The 25,153-nt window shown below is 41.2% G+C and carries 21 protein-coding genes; 5 read left to right on the forward strand and 16 right to left on the reverse strand.

Annotation, left to right across the window (positions count from 1 at the left end; genetic code table 11):
* Nucleotides 1-86 precede the first annotated feature (86 nt).
* From serS to MKO06_RS03680, 5 genes are all read right to left on the reverse strand, one after another.
* Nucleotides 87-1,358: a serine--tRNA ligase gene (gene serS, locus MKO06_RS03660; protein ID WP_241550983.1), complete on the reverse strand. Its 1,272-nt coding sequence runs from the start codon at nt 1,356-1,358 to the stop codon at nt 87-89.
* Nucleotides 1,359-1,417: 59 nt separating this feature from the next.
* Nucleotides 1,418-2,737 carry an HTTM domain-containing protein gene (locus tag MKO06_RS03665; RefSeq protein WP_241550984.1) on the reverse strand — a complete coding sequence of 440 codons (1,320 nt, stop codon included), beginning with the start codon at nt 2,735-2,737 and terminating at the stop codon, nt 1,418-1,420.
* Nucleotides 2,730-3,665, reverse strand: a complete 936-nt coding sequence (locus tag MKO06_RS03670; RefSeq protein WP_241550985.1) for a bifunctional riboflavin kinase/FAD synthetase — start codon at nt 3,663-3,665, stop codon at nt 2,730-2,732. Before MKO06_RS03670 ends, MKO06_RS03665 begins: the two co-directional genes overlap by 8 nt.
* A gap of 6 nt (nt 3,666-3,671) precedes the next feature.
* Nucleotides 3,672-4,298 carry an aminoacyl-tRNA hydrolase gene (pth, locus tag MKO06_RS03675; protein ID WP_241550986.1) on the reverse strand — a complete coding sequence of 209 codons (627 nt, stop codon included), beginning with the start codon at nt 4,296-4,298 and terminating at the stop codon, nt 3,672-3,674.
* Between the two features lie 133 nt (nt 4,299-4,431).
* The gene (locus MKO06_RS03680; RefSeq protein WP_241550987.1) at nt 4,432-5,091 is read right to left on the reverse strand and encodes a 50S ribosomal protein L25/general stress protein Ctc; all 660 of its coding nucleotides are present in this window, start codon (nt 5,089-5,091) and stop codon (nt 4,432-4,434) included.
* Between the two features lie 323 nt (nt 5,092-5,414).
* Here MKO06_RS03680 and MKO06_RS03685 point away from each other — a divergent pair, with 323 nt between their 5' ends.
* Nucleotides 5,415-7,010, forward strand: a complete 1,596-nt coding sequence (locus MKO06_RS03685; RefSeq protein ID WP_241550988.1) for a Ppx/GppA phosphatase family protein — start codon at nt 5,415-5,417, stop codon at nt 7,008-7,010.
* Nucleotides 7,011-7,043: 33 nt separating this feature from the next.
* On the opposite strand, the gene MKO06_RS03690 is transcribed toward MKO06_RS03685, so the two are convergent.
* The 4 genes from MKO06_RS03690 to MKO06_RS03705 form a co-directional block, all read right to left on the reverse strand.
* On the reverse strand, nt 7,044-7,982 hold the full coding sequence (locus MKO06_RS03690) for a ribose-phosphate pyrophosphokinase (protein WP_241550989.1): 939 nt from the start codon (nt 7,980-7,982) through the stop codon (nt 7,044-7,046).
* Between the two features lie 217 nt (nt 7,983-8,199).
* Nucleotides 8,200-9,087, reverse strand: a complete 888-nt coding sequence (locus MKO06_RS03695; protein ID WP_241550990.1) for a DUF1684 domain-containing protein — start codon at nt 9,085-9,087, stop codon at nt 8,200-8,202.
* Nucleotides 9,088-9,229: 142 nt separating this feature from the next.
* The gene (katG, locus tag MKO06_RS03700) at nt 9,230-11,482 is read right to left on the reverse strand and encodes a catalase/peroxidase HPI (protein ID WP_241550991.1); all 2,253 of its coding nucleotides are present in this window, start codon (nt 11,480-11,482) and stop codon (nt 9,230-9,232) included.
* Between the two features lie 210 nt (nt 11,483-11,692).
* On the reverse strand, nt 11,693-14,299 hold the full coding sequence (locus MKO06_RS03705) for a mechanosensitive ion channel family protein (RefSeq protein WP_241550992.1): 2,607 nt from the start codon (nt 14,297-14,299) through the stop codon (nt 11,693-11,695).
* Between the two features lie 164 nt (nt 14,300-14,463).
* Between MKO06_RS03705 and MKO06_RS03710 the strand changes: the two genes are divergently transcribed.
* On the forward strand, nt 14,464-14,955 hold the full coding sequence (locus tag MKO06_RS03710; RefSeq protein ID WP_241550993.1) for a cupin domain-containing protein: 492 nt from the start codon (nt 14,464-14,466) through the stop codon (nt 14,953-14,955).
* A 1-nt stretch (nt 14,956) separates the two neighbouring features.
* Here the strand turns inward: MKO06_RS03710 and MKO06_RS03715 are convergent, their stop codons facing one another.
* The 7 genes from MKO06_RS03715 to MKO06_RS03745 all read right to left on the reverse strand — a co-directional run bounded on the left by MKO06_RS03715 (nt 14,957) and on the right by MKO06_RS03745 (nt 21,783).
* Nucleotides 14,957-15,154, reverse strand: coding sequence for a helix-turn-helix transcriptional regulator (locus tag MKO06_RS03715; RefSeq protein ID WP_241550994.1), 198 nt, complete (start codon nt 15,152-15,154; stop codon nt 14,957-14,959).
* A complete protein-coding gene (locus MKO06_RS03720; protein ID WP_241550995.1) occupies nt 15,151-15,561 on the reverse strand; it encodes a hypothetical protein in 411 nt (136 codons plus the stop codon). Before MKO06_RS03720 ends, MKO06_RS03715 begins: the two co-directional genes overlap by 4 nt.
* Nucleotides 15,562-15,691: 130 nt before the next feature.
* The gene (locus MKO06_RS03725) at nt 15,692-16,360 is read right to left on the reverse strand and encodes an FAD-binding oxidoreductase (RefSeq protein WP_241550996.1); all 669 of its coding nucleotides are present in this window, start codon (nt 16,358-16,360) and stop codon (nt 15,692-15,694) included.
* Between the two features lie 175 nt (nt 16,361-16,535).
* Nucleotides 16,536-17,459, reverse strand: a complete 924-nt coding sequence (locus MKO06_RS03730) for a YihY/virulence factor BrkB family protein (RefSeq protein WP_241550997.1) — start codon at nt 17,457-17,459, stop codon at nt 16,536-16,538.
* Between the two features lie 106 nt (nt 17,460-17,565).
* Complete coding sequence (locus MKO06_RS03735) at nt 17,566-17,955, reverse strand: response regulator (RefSeq protein ID WP_241550998.1); 390 nt, start codon at nt 17,953-17,955, stop codon at nt 17,566-17,568.
* Nucleotides 17,956-17,959: 4 nt separating this feature from the next.
* Nucleotides 17,960-20,605, reverse strand: a complete 2,646-nt coding sequence (locus MKO06_RS03740) for a PAS domain-containing sensor histidine kinase (protein ID WP_241550999.1) — start codon at nt 20,603-20,605, stop codon at nt 17,960-17,962.
* A 167-nt stretch (nt 20,606-20,772) separates the two neighbouring features.
* The gene (locus tag MKO06_RS03745) at nt 20,773-21,783 is read right to left on the reverse strand and encodes an LLM class flavin-dependent oxidoreductase (protein ID WP_241551000.1); all 1,011 of its coding nucleotides are present in this window, start codon (nt 21,781-21,783) and stop codon (nt 20,773-20,775) included.
* 315 nt (nt 21,784-22,098) lie between these two features.
* Between MKO06_RS03745 and MKO06_RS03750 the strand changes: the two genes are divergently transcribed.
* From MKO06_RS03750 to MKO06_RS03760, 3 genes are all read left to right on the forward strand, one after another.
* Nucleotides 22,099-22,590, forward strand: coding sequence for a hypothetical protein (locus tag MKO06_RS03750; RefSeq protein WP_241551001.1), 492 nt, complete (start codon nt 22,099-22,101; stop codon nt 22,588-22,590).
* A 436-nt stretch (nt 22,591-23,026) separates the two neighbouring features.
* Entirely contained in the window at nt 23,027-24,100 is a 1,074-nt protein-coding gene (locus MKO06_RS03755; RefSeq protein WP_241551002.1) for a site-specific integrase, read from the forward strand.
* A complete protein-coding gene (locus tag MKO06_RS03760) occupies nt 24,097-25,080 on the forward strand; it encodes a hypothetical protein (RefSeq protein WP_241551003.1) in 984 nt (327 codons plus the stop codon). The genes MKO06_RS03755 and MKO06_RS03760 overlap by 4 nt, the downstream gene beginning before the upstream one ends.
* The last annotated feature ends 73 nt before the right edge of the window (nt 25,081-25,153 follow it).

A 25,153-nucleotide genomic window follows, 5' to 3' on the forward strand; every position in this document is an offset into this window, starting at 1 on the left:
CTAAATATAGACCTCACAGGTTTGATGTAAACCTCACAGGTTAAATATAGACCTCACAGGTTTTCAAAACCTGTGAGGTCTTTTTATTAGTTTATCATGTCGAAGCCACAGTAAGGCACTAATACCTCAGGTACTTTGATCCCTTCGGGAGTCTGGTAATTTTCAAGGATCCCAGCTAATACTCTTGGTAATGCCAGCGCACTTCCGTTAAGGGTATGAACTAGGGTTTTCTTTTTATCCTTATCCTTATATCTCAGCTTAAGCCTGTTCGCCTGGAAATCTTCAAAATTCGAAACCGAACTGATCTCCAGCCAGCGATCCTGGGCTGTTGAAAACACTTCAAAATCATAGGTAAGCGCCGAAGTGAATCCGAGATCCCCGCCGCAAAGTCTTAAGATCCGGTAAGGAAGTTTAAGCTCTTTCAGCAGGCCTTTAATATGTTCCACCATATCATCCAGTGCCGCATAGGATTTATCAGGTGTCTCCAACCTTACGATCTCAACTTTATCAAACTGGTGCAAACGGTTGAGCCCGCGAACGTGGGCGCCATAAGAACCTGCTTCCCTTCTGAAACAAGGTGTATAGCCCGTACAAAGCACCGGGAAGTCCTTTTCGTTCATCAGGTTGTCACGGAACATGTTGGTAATTGGCACTTCAGCCGTAGGTATCATATAAAGATCATCTTCAGTAATATGATACATCTGGCCTTCTTTATCGGGTAACTGCCCGGTTCCAAAACCTGAAGCTTCATTCACCATCAAAGGCATCTGGAATTCGGTATATCCAGCCTCAACGGCTTTATCTAAGAACCAGGTAATAAGGGCTCTCTGAAGTCGTGCTCCCTTACCTTTATAGACAGGAAATCCTGCGCCAGTGATCTTATTCCCGAGATCAAAATCTATGATATCATATTTTTTTGCAAGTTCCCAGTGGGGCATTGAACCTTCCTCCAGAGTTGGAACATCGCCCTCCTTGTAAACTTCCTCGTTATCTTCCTCACTAACACCGGCTGGAACCGATTCATGTGGAATATTTGGGATGGTATACAATATCTTCTGAAGCTCGGCGATAGTCTCGCTTAGTTTTTCTGAAAGTTCCTTGGATTCTTCCTTTAGACGGCTGGTCTTTTCCTTAAGCATATTCGCCTTCTGGTGCTCGCCATTTTTGAAAAGCAGGCCTATCTCTTTAGACATCTTGTTGGAACTGGCCAGCACATCATCCAGCTTTGCCTGGGTTGCTCTCCTGGTCTCATCCAGATTCAAGACCTCCTCAAAGATCTCTTCAGCATCAAAATTCCTTTTTTTAAGGGCTTTTATATACGCTTCCTTATGTTCTGCGATATTGGAAACCTGTAACATAATCTAATTTTGCCGTTAAGTTTAATAAGCAGCAAATGTAACAAAAGCAGGGAAGAAAATTAGTCTGATTGAGAAGGTAAAATCCAGTCGTGGTGCTTAAAATGCTGCCATTTTTCAGCGGCGAGGTCTACATTAGGATCAATAAGTGCTTTATAGGGACCTCCATTCACGCTAACCTTGCCTTCCACATAAACTTCCACCTGTTTTCCTTTTTCTGCATAATCTTGCTCAAGGCGCTGCGCAAATTGCCAGATCATATCAGGCTTTGAAACGATGGCCCGGCGTTGCTTGGGAGAAAGGTATTCGTCATTCTCGATATAAATGGTATCCTGGGTGCCTTTTTCAACCACTTTGAATGCCACCCTTCCGGTTTTGCCTCTTAACATCATTCGCCAGCTTAGCCTATGACCTTCTTCGGTCCATAGTACATCATCCTTATAGAACCAGTGCCTGAGCGGCAGGGCGATCTGAATACTAAACCAAACAGCCATACTTATAAGTAATACATTTCGCCAGGAGGGCACGATGATTTCTCCGCCAGTATAAATAGGCTTTTTGCCACGCAGGAAAATGCGATTGACGGTTTCCGCAGAAAAGAAGAAAATACAAAAGGCCAGCGACATATACGGGAAAATACCAATATGAAAAATAAAGCTATTGAACAGGTGGAAAAAGATGGCGGCGATAAAAATGAACAACCTGGTTCTTTTCCAGAGCAGCAAAGGAATGATCAAAAGGTCAAAAATCAATCCGAAATAAGCGATCGCATAGCGTATCCATCCCTGCTGAAGAAATTCACCTACCAGCCAGTAATCTTTCTTACCTCTCATTAACAGGGCCGGGAAACTCCCATCCAGCCAGTCTGGATAAAGCTTGGCAACAGAAGCATAGGTATAAACTATCCAGAGTTGCAGCACTATCACAACCCAAACCCAGCGTGGCATAGAAATGCTCCTTATTTCCGGATTCATCCTGGCATCGATAGACAGCCACCGGTGGGCCGGCAAAAAGCACATGATAAAACAAATTAACATGAGCAGGTAATAATGATTATTATAGGATGACTTTTGCATTAAGTAAACACTGCTCCACATAATGGTATAGGCGATCATGCTAAGCCGATATTTAAAACCAAGCATCACGAACATCCCAAAAATCCCCATGATCGCATAATACCACAACATTCCGTTGCCGGGTAAAGGCTGGAGAAATTCAAAACCTATAAAGTTAAAGGTGAATTCTGGCTCGATAAGCGTTCTGCGTACCCAGCCCGTGAAGATTCCACCAATGGCTTCAATAGCGATCAACAAACCGAACATCACTCTCCAGACCACCAGGGCCGAATTATCGATTTGTTTAAAAAGCCACCGGTTAAGCATAATTGTCCTTGATGTACTGTGTAGAAAAGGCCTGGTCCTGCTTCATGGCGATCTTAAGATCCTCAACCGACTCAAATTTCTTTTCATCTCGGATCCTAACCAGTAATTCAATTTGAAGATATTTACCATAGAGGTCCTCATCGAGATCAAAAAAATGGGCCTCGATGGTCTTTTCCTTACCTCCAACGGTTGGATTGGTGCCAATATTCATCATTCCAAAGACTTTATTCCCATTGATCCTGGTTTGCACCACATATACCCCGTTCTTGGGAATTAATTTATAATCTTCCTTTACATCAAGGTTCGCAGTTGGATAGCCAAGGTCTTTACCTATTCCACGACCTTTGACGATCTCCCCAGATAAGGTGAAGGGATGCTGAAGGTACATATTGGCTCTTTCTACCCTTCCTTCCTGAAGGGCTTTCCTGATCTTGGTAGAACTCACCGCGACCTGTTCCACATCCTGCTGACTGATCTCCTCTACTTCAAAACCAAATTCCTCCCCGAATTTTCTGAGATCGTTGATATCTGCGGTTCGGTTTCGGCCAAAGCGGTGATCATAACCAATAATGATCTTTTTTGCCTTAAGCCTGTTCACCAGGATATCGCGCACGAACTCAAGAGCGGTAAGCCTTGAAAAATTATGGGTGAATGGATGAATTACCAGGTGGTCTATCCCGGTTTGCTCCAGCAACTGTTTTCTTTCTTCAATAGTATTGATGAGCTCGATACCGCTTTCTTTTTGCAACACCATTCTTGGGTGCGGAAAAAAGGTGAGGACTACCGAGTCCAGGTTGTTGGCACTGGCAGAATTTACAAGGCGTTCGATGATCGTTCGGTGACCGGCGTGAACCCCGTCAAAAGTTCCAATGGTCACAACGGTTTGACGATCACTAATAAATGAGTTGGCTCCTTTATGCTGTTTCAAATTCTGCTATTTTCCGTTAAATGCGTTCATGGTATTGGATACTCCGGCGGTTCCGAAAGACAGGATCAATTCGGCAGATTTCTTTAAACGTTCCGGCAGTTTTTCCTGTTCGCGTTCGTCCCATTCTCCCAGGACATAATCTACCTGCTGCCCTTTGGAAAACTCATCGCTGATGCCAAACCTGAATCGGTTATATTTCGTGGTATTCAATTGTGCCTGCACGTCCTTCAGCCCGTTATGACCACCATCGCTACCCTTGGTTTTCAACCTCAGGGTTCCGAAAGGCAGGTTAAGGTCATCGGTAACGACCAGAAGATTGTCGTGCTGAATCTTTTCCTTCTGCATCCAGTAATTCACGGCCTTGCCGCTAAGATTCATATAGGTGCTGGGCTTCAGAAGAATAAATGTTCGGCCTTTGTGTTTAAAACTAGCGACATCGCCCAGTTTCTGGGTTTCGAAGTTTACCTCTTTTTCAGCAGCCAGTTCATCGAGGATCTTAAACCCGATATTGTGCCTGGTATTTTCATATTTCGGCCCGATATTCCCAAGGCCTACGATCAAAAATTTCTTCATGGGATCTATTTTCTCCCCGGTCTCTTTTTTTCCTAAAATCCTTCCAAAGAAAGAAAGCATCCAAATTCGTTTTGGTAAAGATAAAATTAATCAGATACTTTAAATGAGAAAAATATTACGGGATTCATAAATCGATACAAACAAAAAAGCATTCCCAAAAGGAATGCTTTTCTTTATTTATCAAAGATGGATACTAGTTATCTTCTCCTTCTTTTACTGCAGCCTGGTCATCAACCTCGGTTGCTGGTACCTCATCTGCTGCTACTTCATCTTCATCCTCATCGTCTTCTAGATCTTCAACGATATTACGTGAAGTTCTAACCTGACAAATTACAGTGTTATCTGGATGCTGAATTTTGTAATCTTCGCTAGCTACTGCAGTTACGTATAACTTCTGACCAATTTTAAGCTTGGTTACATTAGCTACGATATAATCTGGAAGATCTCCTGGTAAACCTCTTACCTTAAGACGACGAAGGTTGTAACGAAGTACACCACCGTTCTTAACCCCTCTTGCAACACCTTCAGTGTGGATTGGGATTTCCATGGTAATTGGTCTGTCCTCGAAGATCTGGTAGAAGTCTATGTGCATGATCGCATCACTTACAGGATGGAACTGGATATCCTGAAGGATCGCGTCGTAAGACTCACCACTACCTAATTTGATTTTTACAGTATGTACGTCTGCTGTGTACACAAGATTCTGGAATGCGATTTCCTCAGCTGCAAAGTGTAGTGGATCACCTTCTACCCCGTACAATACGCAAGGAACCTGTCCAGCATTACGTAGAGCCTTCGTTGCCTTCTTGCCTACGCTTTCTCTTTTAGATCCGTTGATCGTAATTGATTTCATTTGTAATAGATATTAAATTGAACAAATGTCGTCAAGTTCTTCGTGAACCGCCTTCATTTGCTTAAAAATTTTGTGGCTGCAAAAGTAAGCCTTTTTATTAATCTTTAAAACACTGAAGTTGAAAAAGTTCGGTGATTTCCAGGATTTAGCTGAAAGTAAAGCCGTTTTTGTATTTTGATGACTTCTGAAGCAGAAAAATAAACCAAAAGCCTGTTCCGAAAAAAAGCTATAAATCACTATTTAGCAGTTGATTAAAATATTTTGACCTGAAAAATGCGTAAATTGAAAAGAAATGAAAGGGGGAACATCAGGAACCAACTAAAATGACTAACTATCCAGACAACACCACTCCAACCAAACGAATTGCTGCCATAGACCTTGGTACTAATTCTTTCCATGCGGTTCTCGTAGACATCTATGCCGATGGCAGTTTTCGCACCATAGACAAACTCAAGGAAATGGTGATACTTGCTGAAAAAGGCATGGATCATCAACTTAGCGAAGATGCTATGCAACGGGGAATAGATGCCCTAAAACGCATTAAATTCCTATGTGACAGCCAGGGAGTTGAGGAAATTCTTGCTTATGCCACCAGTGCCATCAGGGAAGCAAAAAATGGGGGTGATTTCATTCAGCGGGCCATTGATGAAACCGGGATCAAGGCCAGGGCGATACCGGGTAAAAAGGAAGCCGAATTGATTGGTTATGCTGTAAGACATTCGGTTCACTTGGAAGATGAACGTGTTTTAATGGTTGATATTGGTGGGGGAAGCGTGGAATTCATCCTGGGAAACAAAACGAAATTCGATTTTCTCGATAGCTTTAAAATAGGAGTGGCCAGGATGGCGGCCCAGTTCGTAGATAACGACCCGATCACGAAAACCGAAATTCAGGAACTGGAAGAGCACTTCGGCAAAACTCTTAGAGACCTGAGCAAACTAATGAAGGATCACTCAGTAAAAACCATTATAGGCTCATCTGGAACCATGGAAAATATCGCGGCAATGATCGCCAACCGGAATTCGATTAGTTCTTCTCTTACCCTCAACGAACTCGTATTCCATGATGATGAATTCATGCCCTTTTATGAATATTTCATAAAGCTCGACAGCAAAAAACGTTTAAAGGAAAAAGGCCTGGAGGAAAAACGGGTAGATATCATCAACCCGGGGATGGTTCTGTTGAAATTCCTGATAGATAATTATAATATCCAGAACGTGAAGATCTCTGAAGGTGCTTTAAGAGATGGGATGATCCTGGATTATATAAACAAACAAAAATCAAATCTTTCTTCGGCGGCCAGTTTCCCGGAACCACGGAAACGAAGCATTTATGAATTGCTGAGAAAATGCAACTGGCTCGAAGATCATTCCAGGCATGTGGCACAACTGGCGCTTCAGATCTTCGACGAATTTAAAAAAGACCTGAAATTGCTGAACGAAGACCGGGAATTGCTGGAATACGCCACGCTTTTACACGATATTGGCTATTATATCTCCCATCGAAAACACCATAAACATGCCCTTTACCTCATCAGGCATGCCGACCTAAAAGGCTTTAATGGAGATGAGATCGATATCATGGCAAATGTTGCCAGGTATCACCGCAGATCGACCCCGAAAAAAAGACATAAGCGATATCGAAAACTCAGCAAGGCTTTAAAGAACCGGGTAAAAAAACTATCAGCCATTTTAAGAGTGGCAGACGGATTGGATCGCAGTCATTACCAAAATGTTCGCGAGCTTGAGATCGAAAAGAGTTCAGAAAACATCAATTTTTATATTACCTGCATAGGAGAACCAGAACTTGAAATTTGGGGTGCCATGCGAAAAAAGGAACTTTTTGAGGAAGTTACAGGCAAAAAACTTGAGGTTTATGCCGTTGCCCAAAATGAACCAGTTGAACCGAATTCCGAATAAAAAAATCCCGCCGGTTGGCGGGATTATAATTTTTTACATGATGAATTTTGAACTGATCGAACGATTTTCATGAACGCTTTTCATAACGTCTGAAAAAAGCTCGGCACAGCTAACCACTCTTATCTTTCTGCTTTCCTGTTTCAATGGAATCGAATCGGTTACGATCAATTCCTGAAGTTTGGAATTATTGATTCGGTCGTAAGCAGCTCCAGAAAGCACCGGATGTGTACAAATTGCTCGAACGCTTATAGCTCCGCGATCCATCATAACATCGGCTGCCTTGGTTAAGGTTCCGGCAGTATCTACCATATCGTCTACCAGCACCACATTTTTCCCGGTAACATCTCCAATTAGTTCCATATGTGAGATCACATTAGCTTTCGCACGCTGCTTGTAACAGATCACCACATCGCTTTCCAGTGCCTTGGAATATGCATAGGCTCTTTTAGATCCACCCATATCTGGAGAGGCAACGGTAAGGTTATCCAGCCCAAGACTTTTCAAATAAGGAAGAAAAACCGTACTGGCATACAGATGATCTACTGGTTTCTCAAAGAATCCCTGGATCTGGTCTGCATGCAGGTCCATCGTAATGATCCTGGTTGCACCGGCAGTTTCGAGGATACTGGCGATCATTTTTGCGGCGATAGGCACACGAGGCTTGTCTTTTCTATCCTGTCTTGCCCAGCCAAAATATGGCATTACCGCGGTAATATGTCTTGCAGAAGCTCGTTTAGCCGCATCAAGCATGAGCAACATCTCCATAAGGTGATCGCTTCCAGGATGGGTAGAACCAATGATAAATACCCGTGAACCACGAACCGATTCTTCAAATGATGGTTGAAATTCTCCATCGCTATAGGTCGAGGTGATCACGTTACCGAGTTTGGTTCCAAATTTTTCGGCGATCTTTTCGGCTAGCTCCCTGCTTTGAGTACAGGTAAAGATCTTTGCTTCTGTAGTAGCGGACATGTTGTGTTGTGTTGTTTATTGTTGTGCTGCAAATTTAGGAATTTATTGATGGTAAAAAAGTATTTCAATTTGGTACTGGAAAATAATTATAGCCTCTGCACAGGATGCTGGCAAAGTATTGAATCATTTCCTAGAAATCGAGGCAAAGAAATACGCTATTTCATATTTCCCTTGAAACTGAAGAATTACTACAAGGTTGAACCGGAAACAAAAACTATTATTTGCTTAGCAGCACCTCTTTTTCACCCGCCAGAACTGCAAAATCCAGCCAGTTTTCTTCCGAAGGATAGGCACAGGTGGTGAATCCGCTATAACTGCAGGGCGGATTGTAAGCCTTATTGAAATCCAGGATGGCATATCCATTTTCATCTGTTTCAAATTCAAGATACCGGCCGGCTCCATAGGTTTCAGTTTTCGATGTCTCGTCACCGAACATGATGAAATTACCTTCCATAAAATCCAGGGTATAGATCTGGCCTTTATGTTCAAAAATAAGCTCGCCAATAAATTCGGCATTCATGCTTTGGTTCCCAACCATTCTCACATTAACGATCTTTGGGGTCTCATACCGGTTGATCCTGGCTTTAAAAATAAATTGAGGATCGAGATCATAGGTTTGGAAACCAGGAAATTTTTCAATCTCGGGATTTAACGAATCAAGGATTCGCAAAAGTTTTACTTTTTCGTGCGAGTTTATGTACCAGCTATAGTTCTGATAAGACAACACTTCTGAATGTCCGCGGTCATTAAGGGAAGCGAGCCTGAAGCGATCTATAACAGAATCGTTCTTAAGTTTTACCTCCAGTCCAGGTGAAGCAACAAACACCAATGAATCTTTTTCAAATTGCAGCTGGCCTATATGGGAAGGTGCCAGGCTGTCCCTAAGCTGAAAAACATTTTCAGCCGAAGACCCGAAACTATTGATGCCAAGCGGATCTAATTCAAATACGTCTGATATGCTCAAATAATAATCCTGTTCTTCCCTGTGTGCCTTCTGAAACTCCTGATGCTTTTCCAGGTATTCTTTGGTTATTATCAATTGTCTTTCCTGCTGGCACGAGCTCAGAAACAGCAAGGATACTATCAAAAGAATGTTGTTTTTCATTCCCGGGAATCATTTTAAACCTTAAAATTAATGTTTTCAGCTCTAAAATAAATCAAACAGCTTATTTATGAACGAACCAGAAACAAAAAAGAGGTGGCTTAAAAAAACCACCTCCCGCATTCAAATTATATAGCTATAATCATTAAAGATCGAAACGGTCGCTATTCATTACTTTGGTCCATGCCTTTACAAAGTCTTTTACAAACTTTTCCTGCGCATCGCTGGTAGCATAAACCTCAGACAAAGCCCTGAGTTCTGAATTCGAACCGAAAATGAGATCCACTCTTGTACCGGTCCATTTCACGTCCCCGGTTTTTCGATCATGACCTTCAAATACTCGCTGGTCATCAGATTTTGCTTTCCAGGTGGTATTCATGTCGAGGATATTCTTAAAGAAATCATTGCTCAGGGTTCCCGGGCGATCGGTGAAAATACCGTGTTTGGAACCATCGTGATTAGCATTCAAGGCTCTCATTCCACCAACGAGAACGGTCATTTCTGGAGCGGTAAGACCCATAAGTTGCGCACGATCTACCAGCATTTCCTCTGCAGAGGTTGAAATACTGTCCTGCCTTTTAGCGAAATTTCGGAATCCGTCGGCCTGTGGCTCAAGTGGTTCAAAAGCCTCCACATCGGTTTGTTCCTGGCTGGCATCGGTACGCCCCGGAGTAAAAGGCACGCTGATATCCATCCCAGCACTTCTCGCCGCTTTTTCAACACCAGCAGCTCCTCCAAGCACGATAAGATCGGCCATGGAAACTTTTTTGTTTCCAGACTGTGAATCATTGAAATCGTTTTTGATCTCTTCCAGCTTTTGAAGCACTTTCTGCAATTGCGGGGGATTGTTCACTTCCCAGTGTCTCTGAGGTTCCAGCCTGATACGTGCTCCGTTGGCACCCCCACGTTTGTCGGAATTTCTAAAAGTAGAAGCCGAAGCCCATGCAGTGGTCACCAGTTCCGAAACGTTTAGACCGGAATCCAGGATCTTTCCTTTTAAAGTGGAAATATCGTCCTCGTTGATGAGTTCATGATCTACTGCCGGAACAGGATCCTGCCAGATCAGTTCTTCCTCCGGAACTTCAGGACCTAAATATCTTGAAATTGGCCCCATATCACGGTGAGTTAATTTATACCATGCCCTGGCAAAGGCATCGGCAAACTCATCGGGATTCTCATAAAAATGTCTCGAGATCTTTTCATATTCAGGATCCATTTTCAGAGAAAGATCGGTTGTAAGCATAAATGGAGCATGTTTCTTGTTCGAGTCGAATGCATCAGGAATACTTCCCGCACCGGCTCCGTCTTTAGGCTGCCACTGATAAGCACCACCCGGACCTTTTATACATTCCCAATCGTATTTGAACAGATTGTCGAAAAAATGATTGCTCCATTTAGTTGGAGATTGTGTCCAGGCACCTTCGATACCACTGGTAATGGTATTTTCGGCATTACCGCTATTAAAGGTATTTTTCCAACCCAGTCCCATTTCCTCGATGCCTGCACCTGCTGGCTCCACATCTACATATTTTTCAGGATCGGCGGCGCCATGGGTTTTTCCGAAGGTATGCCCGCCGGCGATAAGCGCTACGGTTTCGTAATCGTTCATGGCCATTCTTCCAAAGGTTTCGCGAATATGATCGGCAGCTGCAACGGGATCAGGATTTCCGTTAGGACCTTCAGGGTTCACATAGATCAGTCCCATATGAGTTGCACCCAGCGGATTTTCCAGTTTATCTCCTGCAAAACGTTCCTTGTTCCCAAGCCATTCGCCTTCAGAACCCCAGTAGATATCTTCTTCCGGTTCCCAGATATCCTCACGGCCGCCACCAAATCCGAAGGTTTGAAGACCCATCGATTCCAGCGCACAGTTTCCGGCCAGTATCATAAGATCAGCCCAGGATATTTTGTTTCCATATTTTTGTTTAACAGGCCATAACAGAAGTCTGGCTTTATCAAGGTTTGCATTATCTGGCCAGCTGTTTAAGGGTGCGAAACGCTGGGAGCCAGACCCACCTCCACCTCGTCCATCGGCAATACGGTAAGTACCCGCACTATGCCAGGCCATCCGGATGAAAAAAGGACCATAATGTCCATAATCGGCTGGCCACCATTCCTGTGAATCTTCCATTAGCTCGAATAGATCCTGTTTTACGGCTTTCAGGTCCAGTTTTTTAAATTCTTCGGCATAATTAAAATCTTCTCCCATTGGATCTGAAAGGGAAGAATGCTGACGTAAAATTTTTAAGTTCAGTGAATTCGGCCACCAGTCCCGGTTCGAAGTTCCGCTACCTGCGGTGAATTTAGTCGCACCACCCATAAACGGGCACTTGCTCGATTCGTTCACTTCCCAGACTTTGTGGTTATCGGAATTGTTCGAATGATTGTTGTTTGACATTTTTGGAAAGTTTTAATTAATAACATTTTAAAGTTATAATAATTTAATCTTATAACATTTAAATTTTCATCATTAAAAACTATGGATTTTAGGAAAAACTTATAGCTAAAGGAAACTTAAAATTCAGCGGTTATTTCAAATTAAAATAGAAGAATCCCTCTCATGATTTCCAGGAGGTCTTTTTCGAGCAGGATGTTTTTTCAGTAAGGATCAACTTTCCTTTTCGCTGCTCCCATCATCCTCACTTGGGTCAAGCTCTGTTTTGGTTTTGGTTTCGGCCGGCTTATCCCTGTGTTCTATTGGCACCTTAACCTCGGGTACGCTGGTATCCCTCATATCTGGTCCCCGGGAATCTTCAGGCTCTTCCTTGTCCTTAACACCAGGCATACTTTTGATATAGATATCGCGCTGTGGGAATGGAATATGAATATTAGCCTCTTTGAATGCATTATAAATATCTATAGAAACATCGCTTCTCGCCTGTAACCAGTTTTCATAATGCACCCAAAACCGAAGTGTGAAATTCAGGGAGCTTTCCCCAAAATTAAGAAAAAGTGCCTGCGGTGGAGGATCTGGCAGTGTGTTTTTATGATCTTTGGCAACTGTATAAAGGATCTTCAATACCTTATTAGGATCTGAACCATAAGTAGTCCCCACAAATACCTCCACACGTTTAGTATTGTTGGAAAGGGTCCAGTTGATAAGATCGTTTGAAATAAGATTATTATTGGGAACGATCACTTCGGCCCCGTCAAAAGTGGTGATATTGGACGAGCGGATTCCTATTCGATTAACGGTTCCCAGCAAATTATCAACTTCAACCGTATCTCCCTTTAGAATAGGTCTTTCAAATACGAGTATCAATCCCGAAATAAAATTTGAAATTACAGTTTGAAGCCCAAATCCAATACCAAGGCCCAGGGCACCGGCCATCAAATTAAATTCACTAAGGTTGATTCCCAGGGATGACAATGCAAAGACAATCCCAAAAGCGATCACCAGATACCTGATCACTATCGAAACCGCCGTAGGAACTCCTTTGGGTAATTTCAAAAATCTTAAAAAACCATCTTCATCGTTAAAAATAAAAGCGATGATCCTGGTGATTAAAAAAGAGGAAACCAGGATCAGTAAGAAGGAGAAAACATCATTCAGGGTAAAGCTTATCTGACCTATTACATAAGGTTCGCTGAGCAACTCCCTGATAAAACCTACAATTGGTGCTAACTGGTCTATTAACCTAAGAAAGATGAGTACCCCTAAAAAGACAAGCACCACTTTTATTATTCTCAGCACTTTCTTTTCGGTCTGGTACTTTTCCTGGGGAGAATAGATGGTCTTGACCTTGTAATGCCTGTGAATGATACTTAAAAAGACCGAATTCAAGGTCATTAAAAGTGCTAATAACCATATAAGGAGGGGCCCGCTGCGCGTAAAGATCTTAAGTATAAAATCGGCCAGGTTCACATATCCTGCCAAAACAGCTATCATGGCGATGAACACGAACGCATAAATCACAGGCACCAACTTCAAAAGGATACTGGTGAATTTATTCCTGGCTTCTTTAAAAGTCTGAAAATAAGGCCTGGTGTAAAAGTAAATCACCATAATAACGAAGACCGATTCCAACAAAAGAAAGATCCTGTACTGCTCGGCATTGAACCAGACATGACTTTTTAGTGAATTCAGCACAAAGATTATTATGGCAAAATATACCAGGCTCTTATAGCGTTCGCCCATCAATATCCATACGATAGGAATCGAACAAACCAGCAACAACAAACTGGAAATATCCAGAAACAGCTTGGGTACCGGTACAAAGAAATACCTTGCCAGCAGCAGAGACAGCAGGCAGATCACTACTACATGATGCCTTGTTAGGACCTTTCGTGAATCTATAAGATCCAAATCCTCCTCTACATCGGGATATTTCTTAAAGGCTCTTTTACAGTAGTAGACAAAACCAATGATCAAACCAACCAGGAGCAGGAATAAAGGAAGTGAATTTTTGCTTCGGTTCAGGAACCTAAGGACCTCCACCCTGGTAATCTCCAGGGAGTTCATGTTCTCATTTCGCGAGGGCGTTGCCAGACCGCGAAATCCTGTTTCCCATACCGGTGGAATTCGCTGGTGAAATAACCCGTACATCTCAGACCTTTTCAGCGCCATAAGGTCTTCTATAACTTCACTTGCCTGGTTGATTTCCTGGTTGATGTTGGTTTCGAGGATCAACAGCTCATTATTTCTTTTTTCAATAGCTATTCTAAGCTCTACGATTTGGTTAAGGGTTTCCCGGATATTGTCTACCAGTTCAATTGGTAACTCTTCTGCCAATGCATTTTCATAATTGAGTTCCCATGTTTTTTCCCTAAGCCTAAGCCTGTCAAGAATTATGGAATTCCTTCTTTCCAGCTCGTTGGTGCTGGTTTCCCATTCACCGAGGTACTTTTTGAATCCCTGCCATTTGATAATGACATTATCCACCTTTTCCCGATTTGGGTTAGCGGTAAAAAATCGATCTACCTCAATTTTTTGCTGGTCCAGGAATCGTTCATAAAAAGGGAACAAAGAATCGATATTGCTAATATTGAGGTCTAATCTTTTTTCAATAGAACGAACCTCTTCTTTCGTGGTTTCAATCTCACGAACTATTTGGTCTAGTGGAGTTGCCTGCACTTCTTCAACAGGAATACTGTCCTGCTCAACTTCTTCAACTTCTGGCTCCAGTATCTGAACCTGGGCATGGGTTAGTAGAGGTAATACCATCAATACCAGGCTCAACAAGAAATAATTTGAGGAAGGAAGGCTTCTGAACATAAAATAGTAGCTACAGTCTTTCCTAGCTAATATACTATTTTTAGATTTCTGATTAAGAGTGAGTTGAAGGCAAAATTCAGCAGAAAGCAAACAATGCTGCCCTGGCAGAACCTGATAAGTATAAATTCCTAATTTGCAGGAACAATATTATAATTAAAGCGAAGATGACAATAGAGGAGAAAATCATTGAAAAACTGGGATTGCAATTACATCCCGAAGCTGGATATTTTAAGGAAACTTACCGGAGTAAGGGTGAAATTAATCCAGGTTCCGCCTACAATGGAACCCGGAATTACAGCACCTGTATCTATTTCCTGCTCACCTCGGGTATGTTTTCGGCATTTCACCGTATCAAACAGGATGAGATCTGGCATTTTTATGAGGGTTCTAACATCGATCTGCATATAATTTCTGAAACCGGCCAGCACAGTTCCAAACTTATAGGCAGGGACCTTTTTAAGGGAGAATCGCCGCAGGTGGTCGTGCCAGGTGGCAGCTGGTTCGCTGCAGAAGTAACTACACCTAACTCATTCGCCCTGGTAGGTTGCACTGTGGCTCCCGGCTTCGACTTTTCAGATTTTGAACTGGCCCAGAGAAACGAACTAACCTCAGCATTTCCACAACACCGGGACCTGATAGCAAGATTTACGCGCTAATTCAGTCGTTCTCATCCTGAAAAATATCTTCGATCTTCCGGTTAAAAAGCCGCGCTAATTTGAAGGCAAGTGGCAAACTGGGATCAAATTTCCCTTTTTCAATCGCATTGATAGTTTGCCTCGAAACCCCTGTCTCATCGGCTAGCTGAGCCTGGGTCATATCATTTTCTGCGCGCAGTACCTTGAGTTTGTTTTTCATTTGTACCTGGCATTAATGATTAATATAGAAACCAGATAGGTTAGACCCATCAAAATTATTAGATGAGATATTTCTGCGTTAAAAGCGATAATATTGGTCACGTCCATGGTAGAGTACGTGATACCCGCGACCAAAGCAACTCCAAGGCAAATTCCCATGGCTTCCAGGTGAATTTTGCGCTGCAATTCATCCAGGCCGTTCAAATATCTCACATTGGCCAGGATCATTCCAATACCTATAAGGGTGTTAACAATAAGAAGCACCAGGCTAATTGTTGTATTCTCGTTCCAGATCAAAGCATGGCCAAAAGTAACGAGAGCCAGACTAAAAACCCACAATAAGGTCCATGCGCCAAGGTTGCGGGTATTTTTTTTATTCTTGTTTTTGAAAAATTGTTCTTCTTTCATTTATGTAAAGTTTATCCGATTTAAAGTAAAGTTAACTTTACACAAAGATAGCTAAAAAATGTAAATGTCAAGTTTTATTTACATTTTATTGTTTCCCATTTAAATAAATAGAATAAATATCCCGGAGATTTTATTGATCATCCAGCTGAACAGCCTGGGTAGAAGCGCCCAGTTCCCTGAGGGTTTTGCCTATTTGTTCGGTCATTTCAGGTGGGCCGCAAACATAAAACTGAGCATCAAAATCCTCTACATGATCAAGAAGAAAATCCTTATCGATATACGAATTTACATGGTTGGTATCTTCCTGGTCTGTGATCACGTAAGTCACCCTGTCACCCAACATGGCATCCAGCTCATCTTTCAGGATGATATCCTTATCGGTCTTGTTCGAGAAAAAGAGTGTGCTCTTGATATCCTGCCCATCCATTTTAAGATCTCTCAGGATGGCAAGGTATGGGGTGATACCAGCACCACCGGCAATTATATATCCGGGTCCCTTGTATTCAATCGCTCCCCAGGTATCTCTGATGATCAATTCATCACCTGGTTTTAACTTGGCCATTTGCTCCGTAACCCCATCATGATCTGGATAGATTTTTATGGTGAATTCAAGGAATGGATCCTGCCCCAGACTTGTAAAGCTAAATGGCCTTTTTTCATCCTTCCACTTCTCACTATTAATGGAAACCTCGGTGGCCTGCCCGGGAGTGAAAGTGTAATTATCAGGTTTTTCGGTTCGGAATCTCTTTACATTGTGAGTAATATCCCCCACCGACTGAATTTTGACTATATGTTCCATTTTTTTATTTTGAATTTAATTTTTTTCTGCTGAAGCGATCCTGACAAAAAGCCTGAATTTCAAAACTTTAACCTTCTCTAAACATTTAGATTTGAATTTTAAGGAAGCCTTATTAAATGTTGGGGCTGTTTGGTTTAAAACCGAAAGATCCAGCTTCAGTAAAATCAGGCAATTTTCAATCCCGGTTGGCAAATCCCATAATCCTTGTAGTTCCCGGGTTTGTATGTCTCTCTATTTCAGAATTCACCTCAGCTCCCAGCAGCACCATAAATGAGAACAGGAAGAACCATAACAAAAGAATGATCACTGCCGCAAAACTTCCGTAGGCTTCACCATAGGTTCCGAAGTTTTCTACATACCAGCTGAATAGTAAGGATCCAGCCAGCCAAAGAATAGTAGCCAGGATCGTTCCGAATGAGAACCATCTAAATTTCGGGCTTTTACGGCAGGGAGCCAGGCGGTAGATCGCAGCCATAAAGAAAGTAAGCAACATTCCCATGATCACCCATCTTAAAAAACCGATCAATTCCTTCCAAAAGCCGGGCAATTCCAGTTTGTCTATAAGTCCTGGAAAAACGATCACAAGTGCCACACCAATGATTCCCAGTATCACCGTGCCCAGCGTAAAAGCAAGAGTGAGGATGGTCTTTTTTAAAAATCCACGAGTATTTTTGAGGTTATAAGCTATATTCACACCTTCAAATATGGCCGAAGTACCTTTATTGGCGCTCCAGATACTAAGAAGTATACTTATAACAAGGCTCCAGCCCAGCGTTTCCTGGGATTGCTGTAAGGAAGAATTGATCACCTGTTTGATGATCCCATATACCTCGGCTGGCATTGCCGCCGAAATTCCTGAGAGATGTTCCTGTATACTGGCCGGGTCAAAGGCAAGACTATAGATGGCAAGAAGGGCGGCTATGGCTGGAAAAATTGCCAGAAAGAAATAGAATGCTACCCCTGCCGATACGATCTGGACATGATCTGTCTTCAATTGTTTTAAAACACCCTTCCCAATTTGCTTCCAGGGTTTGGCAGAAAAACCAGGGGCTTTTGATCGCTTTTTATAACTGAATGTCTTTTGAATTTGCTCTTCCATCTTCCCGCTCAGTTGCAATTGCAGTTTCCTTTAATTTACTGAGATTATGGGGTATACCGAAGCCTTTTGCGATAAATTAACAATAAGATCTGCCCTGAAACGGTCTTTATTTAGCCGTTTCCTGATCTTTTAAAAGTTCTTCAATCTTATTCATGAGATCCTCGATCTCAAAAGGTTTTGAGATGAAATCATTAGCCCCGGCCTGGTTACAGATCTCCCTTGCCTTGTGCAGGGCAGACATCATTAACACCGGCATTTGCCGCATGATCTTTTCATCACTATTTCTTAAATCCACACACACATCGCTACCGTTGATACCTGAAATCAACAGGTCTAACAACACCAGGTCTATCTTTTCTTTACGGATGATCTTATGCACCATTTCCGGTTTCTCGGTCACAAAAACTTTATAACCATTAAACTCGAGCAAAACCTTCAACATTTCTCCAATTCCAGAGTCATCATCAACAACCAGAATCTTTCTCTCGTTACTCATCAAACTAATTATTTTCTGAAGCTATTTTTAATGTAAATGTAAATTCTGAACCTTCTCCTTTTTCACTTTTAACTGCAATTGAGCCATTATGCCTTTTGATGATCTCCTTGGCAAGATACAGTCCAATCCCGAAGCCCGAATAAGTTTCTTCATTTTTTCCGTCCACGCGGTAAAAACGTTTAAAGATCTTTTTTTGATTCTTCTTTGAAATCCCAATCCCATGGTCCTTCACACTTACCGAAACCTGGTCCTCGCCCGATTTGTAAACCCTGATATCGACTTCCTGGCTGTTAGGCGAATATTTAATCGCATTGGTCACCAAATTGATAAGAACCTGGCCAATCCTGTCCTTATCGCCATAAACCTCAAAGTCCACTTCTTCCTGGATGGAAATCTTATACTGGGTATTAGTATACCTGATGTCCTGAACAGTCTCTTTTACCAGGTTATTAAGCCGGAACCTTTCCTTTTGAAGTTCAAGTTTGTTCTTTTCGATCCTGGAAAGATCAAGCATTTCAGAAATGAGCCTGGTAAGGCGAACGATCTGGTGATCTATTCGCTCCAGGGAAGTTTGAAGCGGAATCCCTAAGTTGTCGACTCCTTCATTTCGTTTTAAAAGGCTCAACAGCAGCTGCACATATCCCTTAATAGAGGTTACTGGTGTCTTTAACTCATGACTTACCATTTTAAGGAAATCTTCCTTCCGCTTTTCTTCAGCTTTTAATTTCTGAATCTCGGTGGCGGTGAATATCCACATTTGAATCTGGCCCTTTTCATCGGCGATCGCCTCGGCACGGCTTAGATGCCAGTTATATTTCTTCTTATTGTTCAGGAAACGAAATTCCATCTCGAAATCTTCACCCGTGCGGTGAGAAGTATTCCATTTCTCTGCAAATTCCTCCTTATCTGAAGGATGAATAAAATCAAACCAACCCTTACTGATTAGGTCATCACTGGAAAGACCTGTGTATTCCAGCCACCCCTGGTTAAAATAAGTGAAATTCCCTGCGGCATCGGTACTTGCGATCTTTTCAGGCATCATATCGGCCATCAAACGGAAGCGGGCTTCGCTTTCTTTTATCTTTTCCTTGGATTTTTTCATTTCGGTGACATCTACGGCCATGTTTAAAATTCCGTAAATCTCTCCGCTTTCGTTCCGAAGGGCTTTATATGTATAATTAAAATAATTGGTCTGTAATTTCCCGTCTATCATCAGGCTGGCGGGATCTTCCTTCCCCCAGTACATTTTACCGGTTGAATACACCTGCTGTAACAAATCATGAAATGGCTGTCCTTCCAGTTCAGGAAGCGCCTCATGTAAAGTAGTACCGATTACCGAATGATCTTTTCCCCAAAGCTGGATCATAGCATCGTTTGCCATAGAGATCCTCATTTCCTCACCCGTATAAAGGGCGGTCGCGACGGTAGCTTCCTCGATAATCGATCTAATTCGATGTTCCTTTTCGTTTACGAGCTGTTCCTTCAGCTTTTCTTCATGAATATCGATCACGGTTCCCACCATGCCTTCATATTCGCCTTCTGAACTGAACTTTAAACTTCCGCTATCGCGAACCCATCGATAATCTCCATTTTTGTTCCGTAACCTGAAATTGGCCTGAAATTCCTTTTTTTCAGCATTGGCTGTTTTAAAACTCTGTTCTACCTCGCTCCGGTCTTCAGGGTGAACCGCATCGAGCCATCCCAAATTCTTTATATCATTCAAAGTTTGGCCCGTATATTCAAACCATTTTTTATTCAGGTAATAATTTTCACCATCAGCCTTGGAAATCCATAGGATGGCAGGGACGGCATCAACTAGATCCTGAAGTTCCTGTTCGCTCTTTTCGAGCTTATGCCTGGATTCAACTTTTTCGGTTACATCGAGGGCATGCACAAAAATACCGGTGACAGAACCTTGAGAGTTCTTAATAGGTTGGTATACAAAGTCAATATAAGCCTGTTTTGAACCCTGTTCAGGATCCTGTAGAGTGACCAGCATTTCATTTCCTCTGGAGGCTTCACCAGACTGGTAAACATTATCCAGCATTTCATAAAAACCCTGCCCTTCAATATCAGGTAAGGCCTGCCGAACTGTTTTGCCTATAATATCCCGGTGACCTATTAAGCGATAATAATTGTCATTGGCCATTTCAAAGACATGCTCAGGGCCGGTAAGGAGACAGATCATTGCCGGAGCCTGGGAAAAGATGTCATCAAACCTCTCTACATGTTCATTCTTTTCCTCCTGGGTCCTGGAATCGATTCCGCGTTTAAATGAAATAAGAATAAGACCAGATTGGGCTTTTTCCAGTTCCAGGTAATTTGCATTCACCAGGTAGTTGCCACTCGAATCCCCGGAATCGCTCAATTTAAGCGGAAGATCTTCTAAAGCTTTTGTTGGCAGGTTGTTGGAGATCGCCTTTCGCAAGGCCACAAAATCTCTTGACTTCGAATTCCAGTTTTCAATAAATTCCGCAGTAGAATTCAGGCTGAAAACGTCTAAAAATGCGGGATTGGAATTAACATAATTAAGATCTGAATCCAAAATAAGCAAAGGCTCTCTAATCGTCTTAGTTATATTCGAAGCAGTATTTATCAAAGTATCTTCTGTAATATTTTGATGGGAAGAATGGCCAGGTATTTTGCTCATAATTTTAGATCTCCGGTGAAAAATTTTCAATCCCAGATGGCCTGCTAAAATACATTAAATATTAACATTCTAAAACTATACGTAGCAATGTAAAGAACTCAATACCTGTTTTTTTGAACACAATTACAGATCGAGAATCACCAGTAAAACCAGCAGTCTTCGCCCGCCTAATTATTGATCTCTTTCATGATCTCAGAAAATATCTCAAAGGACCTGATCCTGGCCTCCTGATCGTAAATATGGGAAGCAACGATCACCTCATCGACTCCGGTTTGTTTCAGAAAGTGGGCCGTTCTGGTTTTCACCGTCTCATGATCGCCAACAAAGGCATATTTCAGCATTCGCTGTAAGCTAGGGTTATCCCTGAGCTCCCTTAGTTCGTCATTCATTTCAACCGGTTTCTGGAGATAATCAAGGTTGCCGGTAAGAACTCCTACCATCATTTTAAGCGAACTGGTTGAAAGGCGTTCAGCTTCCTCGATCGTATCGGCCGCAGTGACATTAATTCCCGCTATACTGTATGGTTCCTGAAGAAATTCTGAAGGCTGAAATTTACGGTAATAGATCTCCATGGCATCAAACAGCTGAGCAGGCGCAAAGTGGCTGGCAAAAACATAAGGCAGGCCTTTCTCTGCAGCTACATGGGCACTGTCTGTACTGGAACCTAATACATAAATGGGAACTTCCACCCCTTCGGCTACGGTCGCCCTAACTTTGGTGGAATTAAGCTTGTTGCTGAAGTACTTTTGAATTTCATCGATTTCATGCGGAAATTTAAAAACCGAGTTCATCCGGTCACTTCGAATAGCATGGGCGGTCACCTGGTCGGTTCCCGGGGCTCTTCCAAGACCCATATCTATTCTCCCGGGATACAGTGAACCCAGAGTTCCAAACTGTTCGGCAACGATAAGTGGTGAATGGTTAGGCAGCATGATTCCGCCAGAACCAATCCTAATATGATTTGTTTTTGACGCAACATGGCTCATGAGAACGGTGGTGGCCGAACTGGCAATGCTTACCATATTGTGGTGTTCAGCCAGCCAAAAGCGTTTATAACCCAAATCTTCAGCCTTCCGGGCTAGTTCAACCGTATTTTCAAAAACCTGGGTGTGGGGAATATCCTGTCCTACCACAGCCAGTTCGAGTACAGAATAGTCTATTTGTTTAGTATGAGGCATCTTTTCAAAAATTAAAAAGCCGGCATTGCTGCTGGCCGGGAATTGGTCTATTAGGTATCTAATTCCTTACTGCTGATTGAAAACTTCCTGTAAAAATAAAAAAGCCTGAATTTCTTTAGCCTTATAAGTATACTGTACTCGAGAAGAAAGCATCTGAAATTCGTATTGTCGCTGATCAACCGGCAAAACTGGAGTGCGGCTGAATGTTTTAAATCGAACATAGGTTTAAAAATGGAACTACACCTTATATTTTACAAATCCTTTAATACAGTAAACCTTAACGTTTTAGTATATTGAATCAAAACTATAAACGAAATGAAAAAACTGATCAATCTTTTCGCGCTACTAATCTTAATTGCAGGATGCGGAAACGGTAACGACAAAGAACTCTCTGAACAATTTGATAAACTGGACCGTCAACACGACAGTTTAACCCAGGTTCATTCAAATTTTAAAGCAACTCATAATGAGATGTCAAAAAAGTTTGGGGATCTCAATCAAAAACTGGAATCCATGGAAGTCCAGGATTCCACGATATTTGAAGATATAGCAAAACACAGTACTATACTGGAACAACATGATGCTATCATTAAAAGTCATGATGAAATCATCGAAGGCCACGAAGAAATGAAAGCAAGCTTTAATGAGAAGTCAGAGGCCGAAAAAAAAGCTCAAATTGATGAAATGATCCAAACTCACAACATGCTGATGCAGGAACATCAAAGCATGGAAGAAGATCATAACATGATGGAAAAAGAGCATGAAGCGATCATAGCAAAACTGGATAGTACCGGCACAACGGAGTAGTTTCTGGTATTTTAAAAATAATAAAGCCGCTGATCACATGGACTAGCGGCTTTTTTTATGTCCTGGTTAAGAGTTTAGAACAGCCGGTGTCTTTTTCCAAAAGCAAAATAAAAAATCGGAAATCAATTGGTGAAATTTTAAATAATCAAACCTCTTCAAAATATTTTCCTACCCGTTCTCCCGTAAAATTTTAGAGACCTGGATCTATGCTTTGGAAGTTACGGGAAATACCAAATAAAAAACCTGTAAAAGTCCATTTTAGGAAATTTACAGGTTTTTAAAGTACTCGAGGTGGGAATCGAACCCAGCAACTTATAAAAAACTAAAATAGCTAAAAGCAACTGTATTTAGGGATTTCAAGATATATCTAATTATTAATTTGCTTTAAGTTTATATATTTTATTGTTACTTTGTTACTCCTTTGTTACTAAAAACTATGGCAGTACAATTAAGAGAGAAGAAACTTAAAAACGGTAAGAGTTTTTACCTGGACATTTATCACAATGGATCAAGATCATATAAGTTTCTTGGTATAAAGGTAATAACAAAAGGACCAAAAAAAGATTCTCCTATCCAGAGAAAGGAGAAAATTAGAATTGCCGAGGAAAGAGCTGCACAGGAGCAGATCAGATTGATAAGTAAAGGCACCACCTACACCCCTGAACATTTACGAGATATTACCTTTTCCGATTTTGCTGAACATTTTATTAATAACTATTCAAAAAGAGATATACGAATCTTAGAAGGTTCAATTAAAAAATTTAAGGAGTTTACTTCATCTAGTACACTTAGAATGTCAGATATCACACCTGATTTAATGGAGCAGTTCAAGGAGTATCTACTATCTTGTGAAAGTCTCTCAGGAGAAACACCCCATAATTATTTCACTCGATTCAAAAAGGTGTTGAGAAGTGCTAAAATCAAAGGAGTAATCCAGGAACTACCTACGAAGGATATTGTTTTCAAAAACCCGAATAAAGAAGAAAACCTTCGAAAAGAAATTCTCGATATAGATGAATTGAGAATTCTAGCCAATACTCGGTGCGGTAATGATGAAGTTAAAAAAGCATATTTATTCGCTTCATTTACAGGGCTTGGCCTAGCCGAGATCAGAGTTCTTAAATGGAAGAACATTAGAAAAGGTCGCTTAATAACAAAAAGAAATAAGACTGGTTCTCCTATTAATAATCACCTGAGTAAGTCCACTTTAAATATTTTAGGAGAACCCGGTGAAAAAGATAAATTTGTTTTCAATCTTCAAAATATTAGTGATACAGCTGTAAATAAGAATTTAAAAAACTGGGTTAAAAGAGCTGAGATTGATAAAAAGATTACTTTCTATTGTGCCAGGCATAGCTTTGCCTGCCTGCTTTTATTGAATGGGGCCAATCTGAAAAGCGTTGCGGACGCTATGGGCCACTCGACAACTAAAACCACCCTCAAGTATCTTAATCATGTAGAGCGTCTGAAAGATGAAGCCATTAATAACCTACCAAGTCTCGAAATATGAAATATAATCGATCAAAACATGAAAATTTTCCTGGAAAAAGTATAGGTTTTTCTCCGGACGCTCTATTTCCTATTAAATCAGAAATTAAGCATGAAGCAATAGAAATAATATTTAAATATTCAGATTTTTTGACCTTCAATTACTATACTGAAGTTTATTTTCCAGGACTTTTATTTGAAAAAAATCTAAACACCCCAGAAGATAACTATTCAAAAACTACTCAAACTTTAATAGAAAATGAAATCTTATTTATAAATACCTATTTGGAGATTATTAGGAAAATATTTAGACAATTTAATTTTAGTGAGGATTATCGAGATTTAACCACTTATGTAAACCAAGGAAAATTAAGTTCTGAAGATAATTTATTCCTTGAAGTTTTAAAAGAAGAGGATCTTGAATTAGAAGATTTAAGACCAATTATTTCTCATTGGCTTTCAGGCAAATTCAATTTCGAATTACTATATGTTTGCTCCGTAATTTATTTAGAGATAACAAAGATTTTTAATTTCCTAATATCGAAAGTTCCATCTTCTACTACTAATGGAAAAAAAGTTCAAACTTTTTCCAACTTGAAAGAGAAAGTTCATGAAAATGAAAATCAACCTCATACTAATGATTCTCTAAAATGGAATGATAAGGAATTCTCGAGGTTAACTCCAATCTATAGAGATCTGGAATATAATGGATTCCTTGATTGTGGTTTAGTGAACTTTAAGAAGCTATTTAGCGAGACCGTTGATTTTACTCCAGTTGAATGGTTAAAAGAGAAAAGAGCCCTCGCTTATTTTTATGGCTTGATAGTACACACTGGATTGATACGCAAACCACGACCAATGTGGGACAAGTTACCTGAACTATTTACTTCTGCGATAGAAATAAAACCAAAATCTGCTAAAACAGAATGGAGCAGACGGAATAAAGGGGAAGGAAATTCCGAATTATTTAGTCTGATGGAATCCATTGTTAATAAGCCCTAGACAGCTATTAATGTTAACTCTCGTGTTTACTGGTAAACGTCAGTAAACAAATCTCCTACTTGCTATAAGATAC

The sequence above is a fragment of the Christiangramia oceanisediminis genome (assembly GCF_022570735.2).
Classification (GTDB): Bacteria; Bacteroidota; Bacteroidia; order Flavobacteriales; family Flavobacteriaceae; genus Christiangramia; species Christiangramia oceanisediminis.

What these genes read in the sequence shown, in the direction of transcription:
- MKO06_RS03725 (WP_241550996.1), bottom strand. Translation starts at nt 16,360, where the DNA reads ATGGAACATATAGTCAAAATTCAGTCGGTGGGGGATATTACTCACAAT.
- MKO06_RS03720 (WP_241550995.1), bottom strand. Translation starts at nt 15,561, where the DNA reads ATGAAAGAAGAACAATTTTTCAAAAACAAGAATAAAAAAAATACCCGC.
- katG (WP_241550991.1), bottom strand. Translation starts at nt 11,482, where the DNA reads ATGTCAAACAACAATCATTCGAACAATTCCGATAACCACAAAGTCTGG.
- serS (WP_241550983.1), bottom strand. Translation starts at nt 1,358, where the DNA reads ATGTTACAGGTTTCCAATATCGCAGAACATAAGGAAGCGTATATAAAA.
- MKO06_RS03690 (WP_241550989.1), bottom strand. Translation starts at nt 7,982, where the DNA reads ATGTCCGCTACTACAGAAGCAAAGATCTTTACCTGTACTCAAAGCAGG.
- MKO06_RS03695 (WP_241550990.1), bottom strand. Translation starts at nt 9,087, where the DNA reads ATGAAAAACAACATTCTTTTGATAGTATCCTTGCTGTTTCTGAGCTCG.
- MKO06_RS03755 (WP_241551002.1), top strand. Translation starts at nt 23,027, where the DNA reads ATGGCAGTACAATTAAGAGAGAAGAAACTTAAAAACGGTAAGAGTTTT.
- MKO06_RS03665 (WP_241550984.1), bottom strand. Translation starts at nt 2,737, where the DNA reads ATGCTTAACCGGTGGCTTTTTAAACAAATCGATAATTCGGCCCTGGTG.
- MKO06_RS03740 (WP_241550999.1), bottom strand. Translation starts at nt 20,605, where the DNA reads ATGAGCAAAATACCTGGCCATTCTTCCCATCAAAATATTACAGAAGAT.
- MKO06_RS03685 (WP_241550988.1), top strand. Translation starts at nt 5,415, where the DNA reads ATGACTAACTATCCAGACAACACCACTCCAACCAAACGAATTGCTGCC.
- MKO06_RS03735 (WP_241550998.1), bottom strand. Translation starts at nt 17,955, where the DNA reads ATGAGTAACGAGAGAAAGATTCTGGTTGTTGATGATGACTCTGGAATT.
- MKO06_RS03745 (WP_241551000.1), bottom strand. Translation starts at nt 21,783, where the DNA reads ATGCCTCATACTAAACAAATAGACTATTCTGTACTCGAACTGGCTGTG.
- MKO06_RS03730 (WP_241550997.1), bottom strand. Translation starts at nt 17,459, where the DNA reads ATGGAAGAGCAAATTCAAAAGACATTCAGTTATAAAAAGCGATCAAAA.
- MKO06_RS03750 (WP_241551001.1), top strand. Translation starts at nt 22,099, where the DNA reads ATGAAAAAACTGATCAATCTTTTCGCGCTACTAATCTTAATTGCAGGA.
- MKO06_RS03715 (WP_241550994.1), bottom strand. Translation starts at nt 15,154, where the DNA reads ATGAAAAACAAACTCAAGGTACTGCGCGCAGAAAATGATATGACCCAG.
- MKO06_RS03705 (WP_241550992.1), bottom strand. Translation starts at nt 14,299, where the DNA reads ATGTTCAGAAGCCTTCCTTCCTCAAATTATTTCTTGTTGAGCCTGGTA.
- MKO06_RS03760 (WP_241551003.1), top strand. Translation starts at nt 24,097, where the DNA reads ATGAAATATAATCGATCAAAACATGAAAATTTTCCTGGAAAAAGTATA.
- MKO06_RS03680 (WP_241550987.1), bottom strand. Translation starts at nt 5,091, where the DNA reads ATGAAATCAATTACGATCAACGGATCTAAAAGAGAAAGCGTAGGCAAG.
- pth (WP_241550986.1), bottom strand. Translation starts at nt 4,298, where the DNA reads ATGCTTTCTTTCTTTGGAAGGATTTTAGGAAAAAAAGAGACCGGGGAG.
- MKO06_RS03710 (WP_241550993.1), top strand. Translation starts at nt 14,464, where the DNA reads ATGACAATAGAGGAGAAAATCATTGAAAAACTGGGATTGCAATTACAT.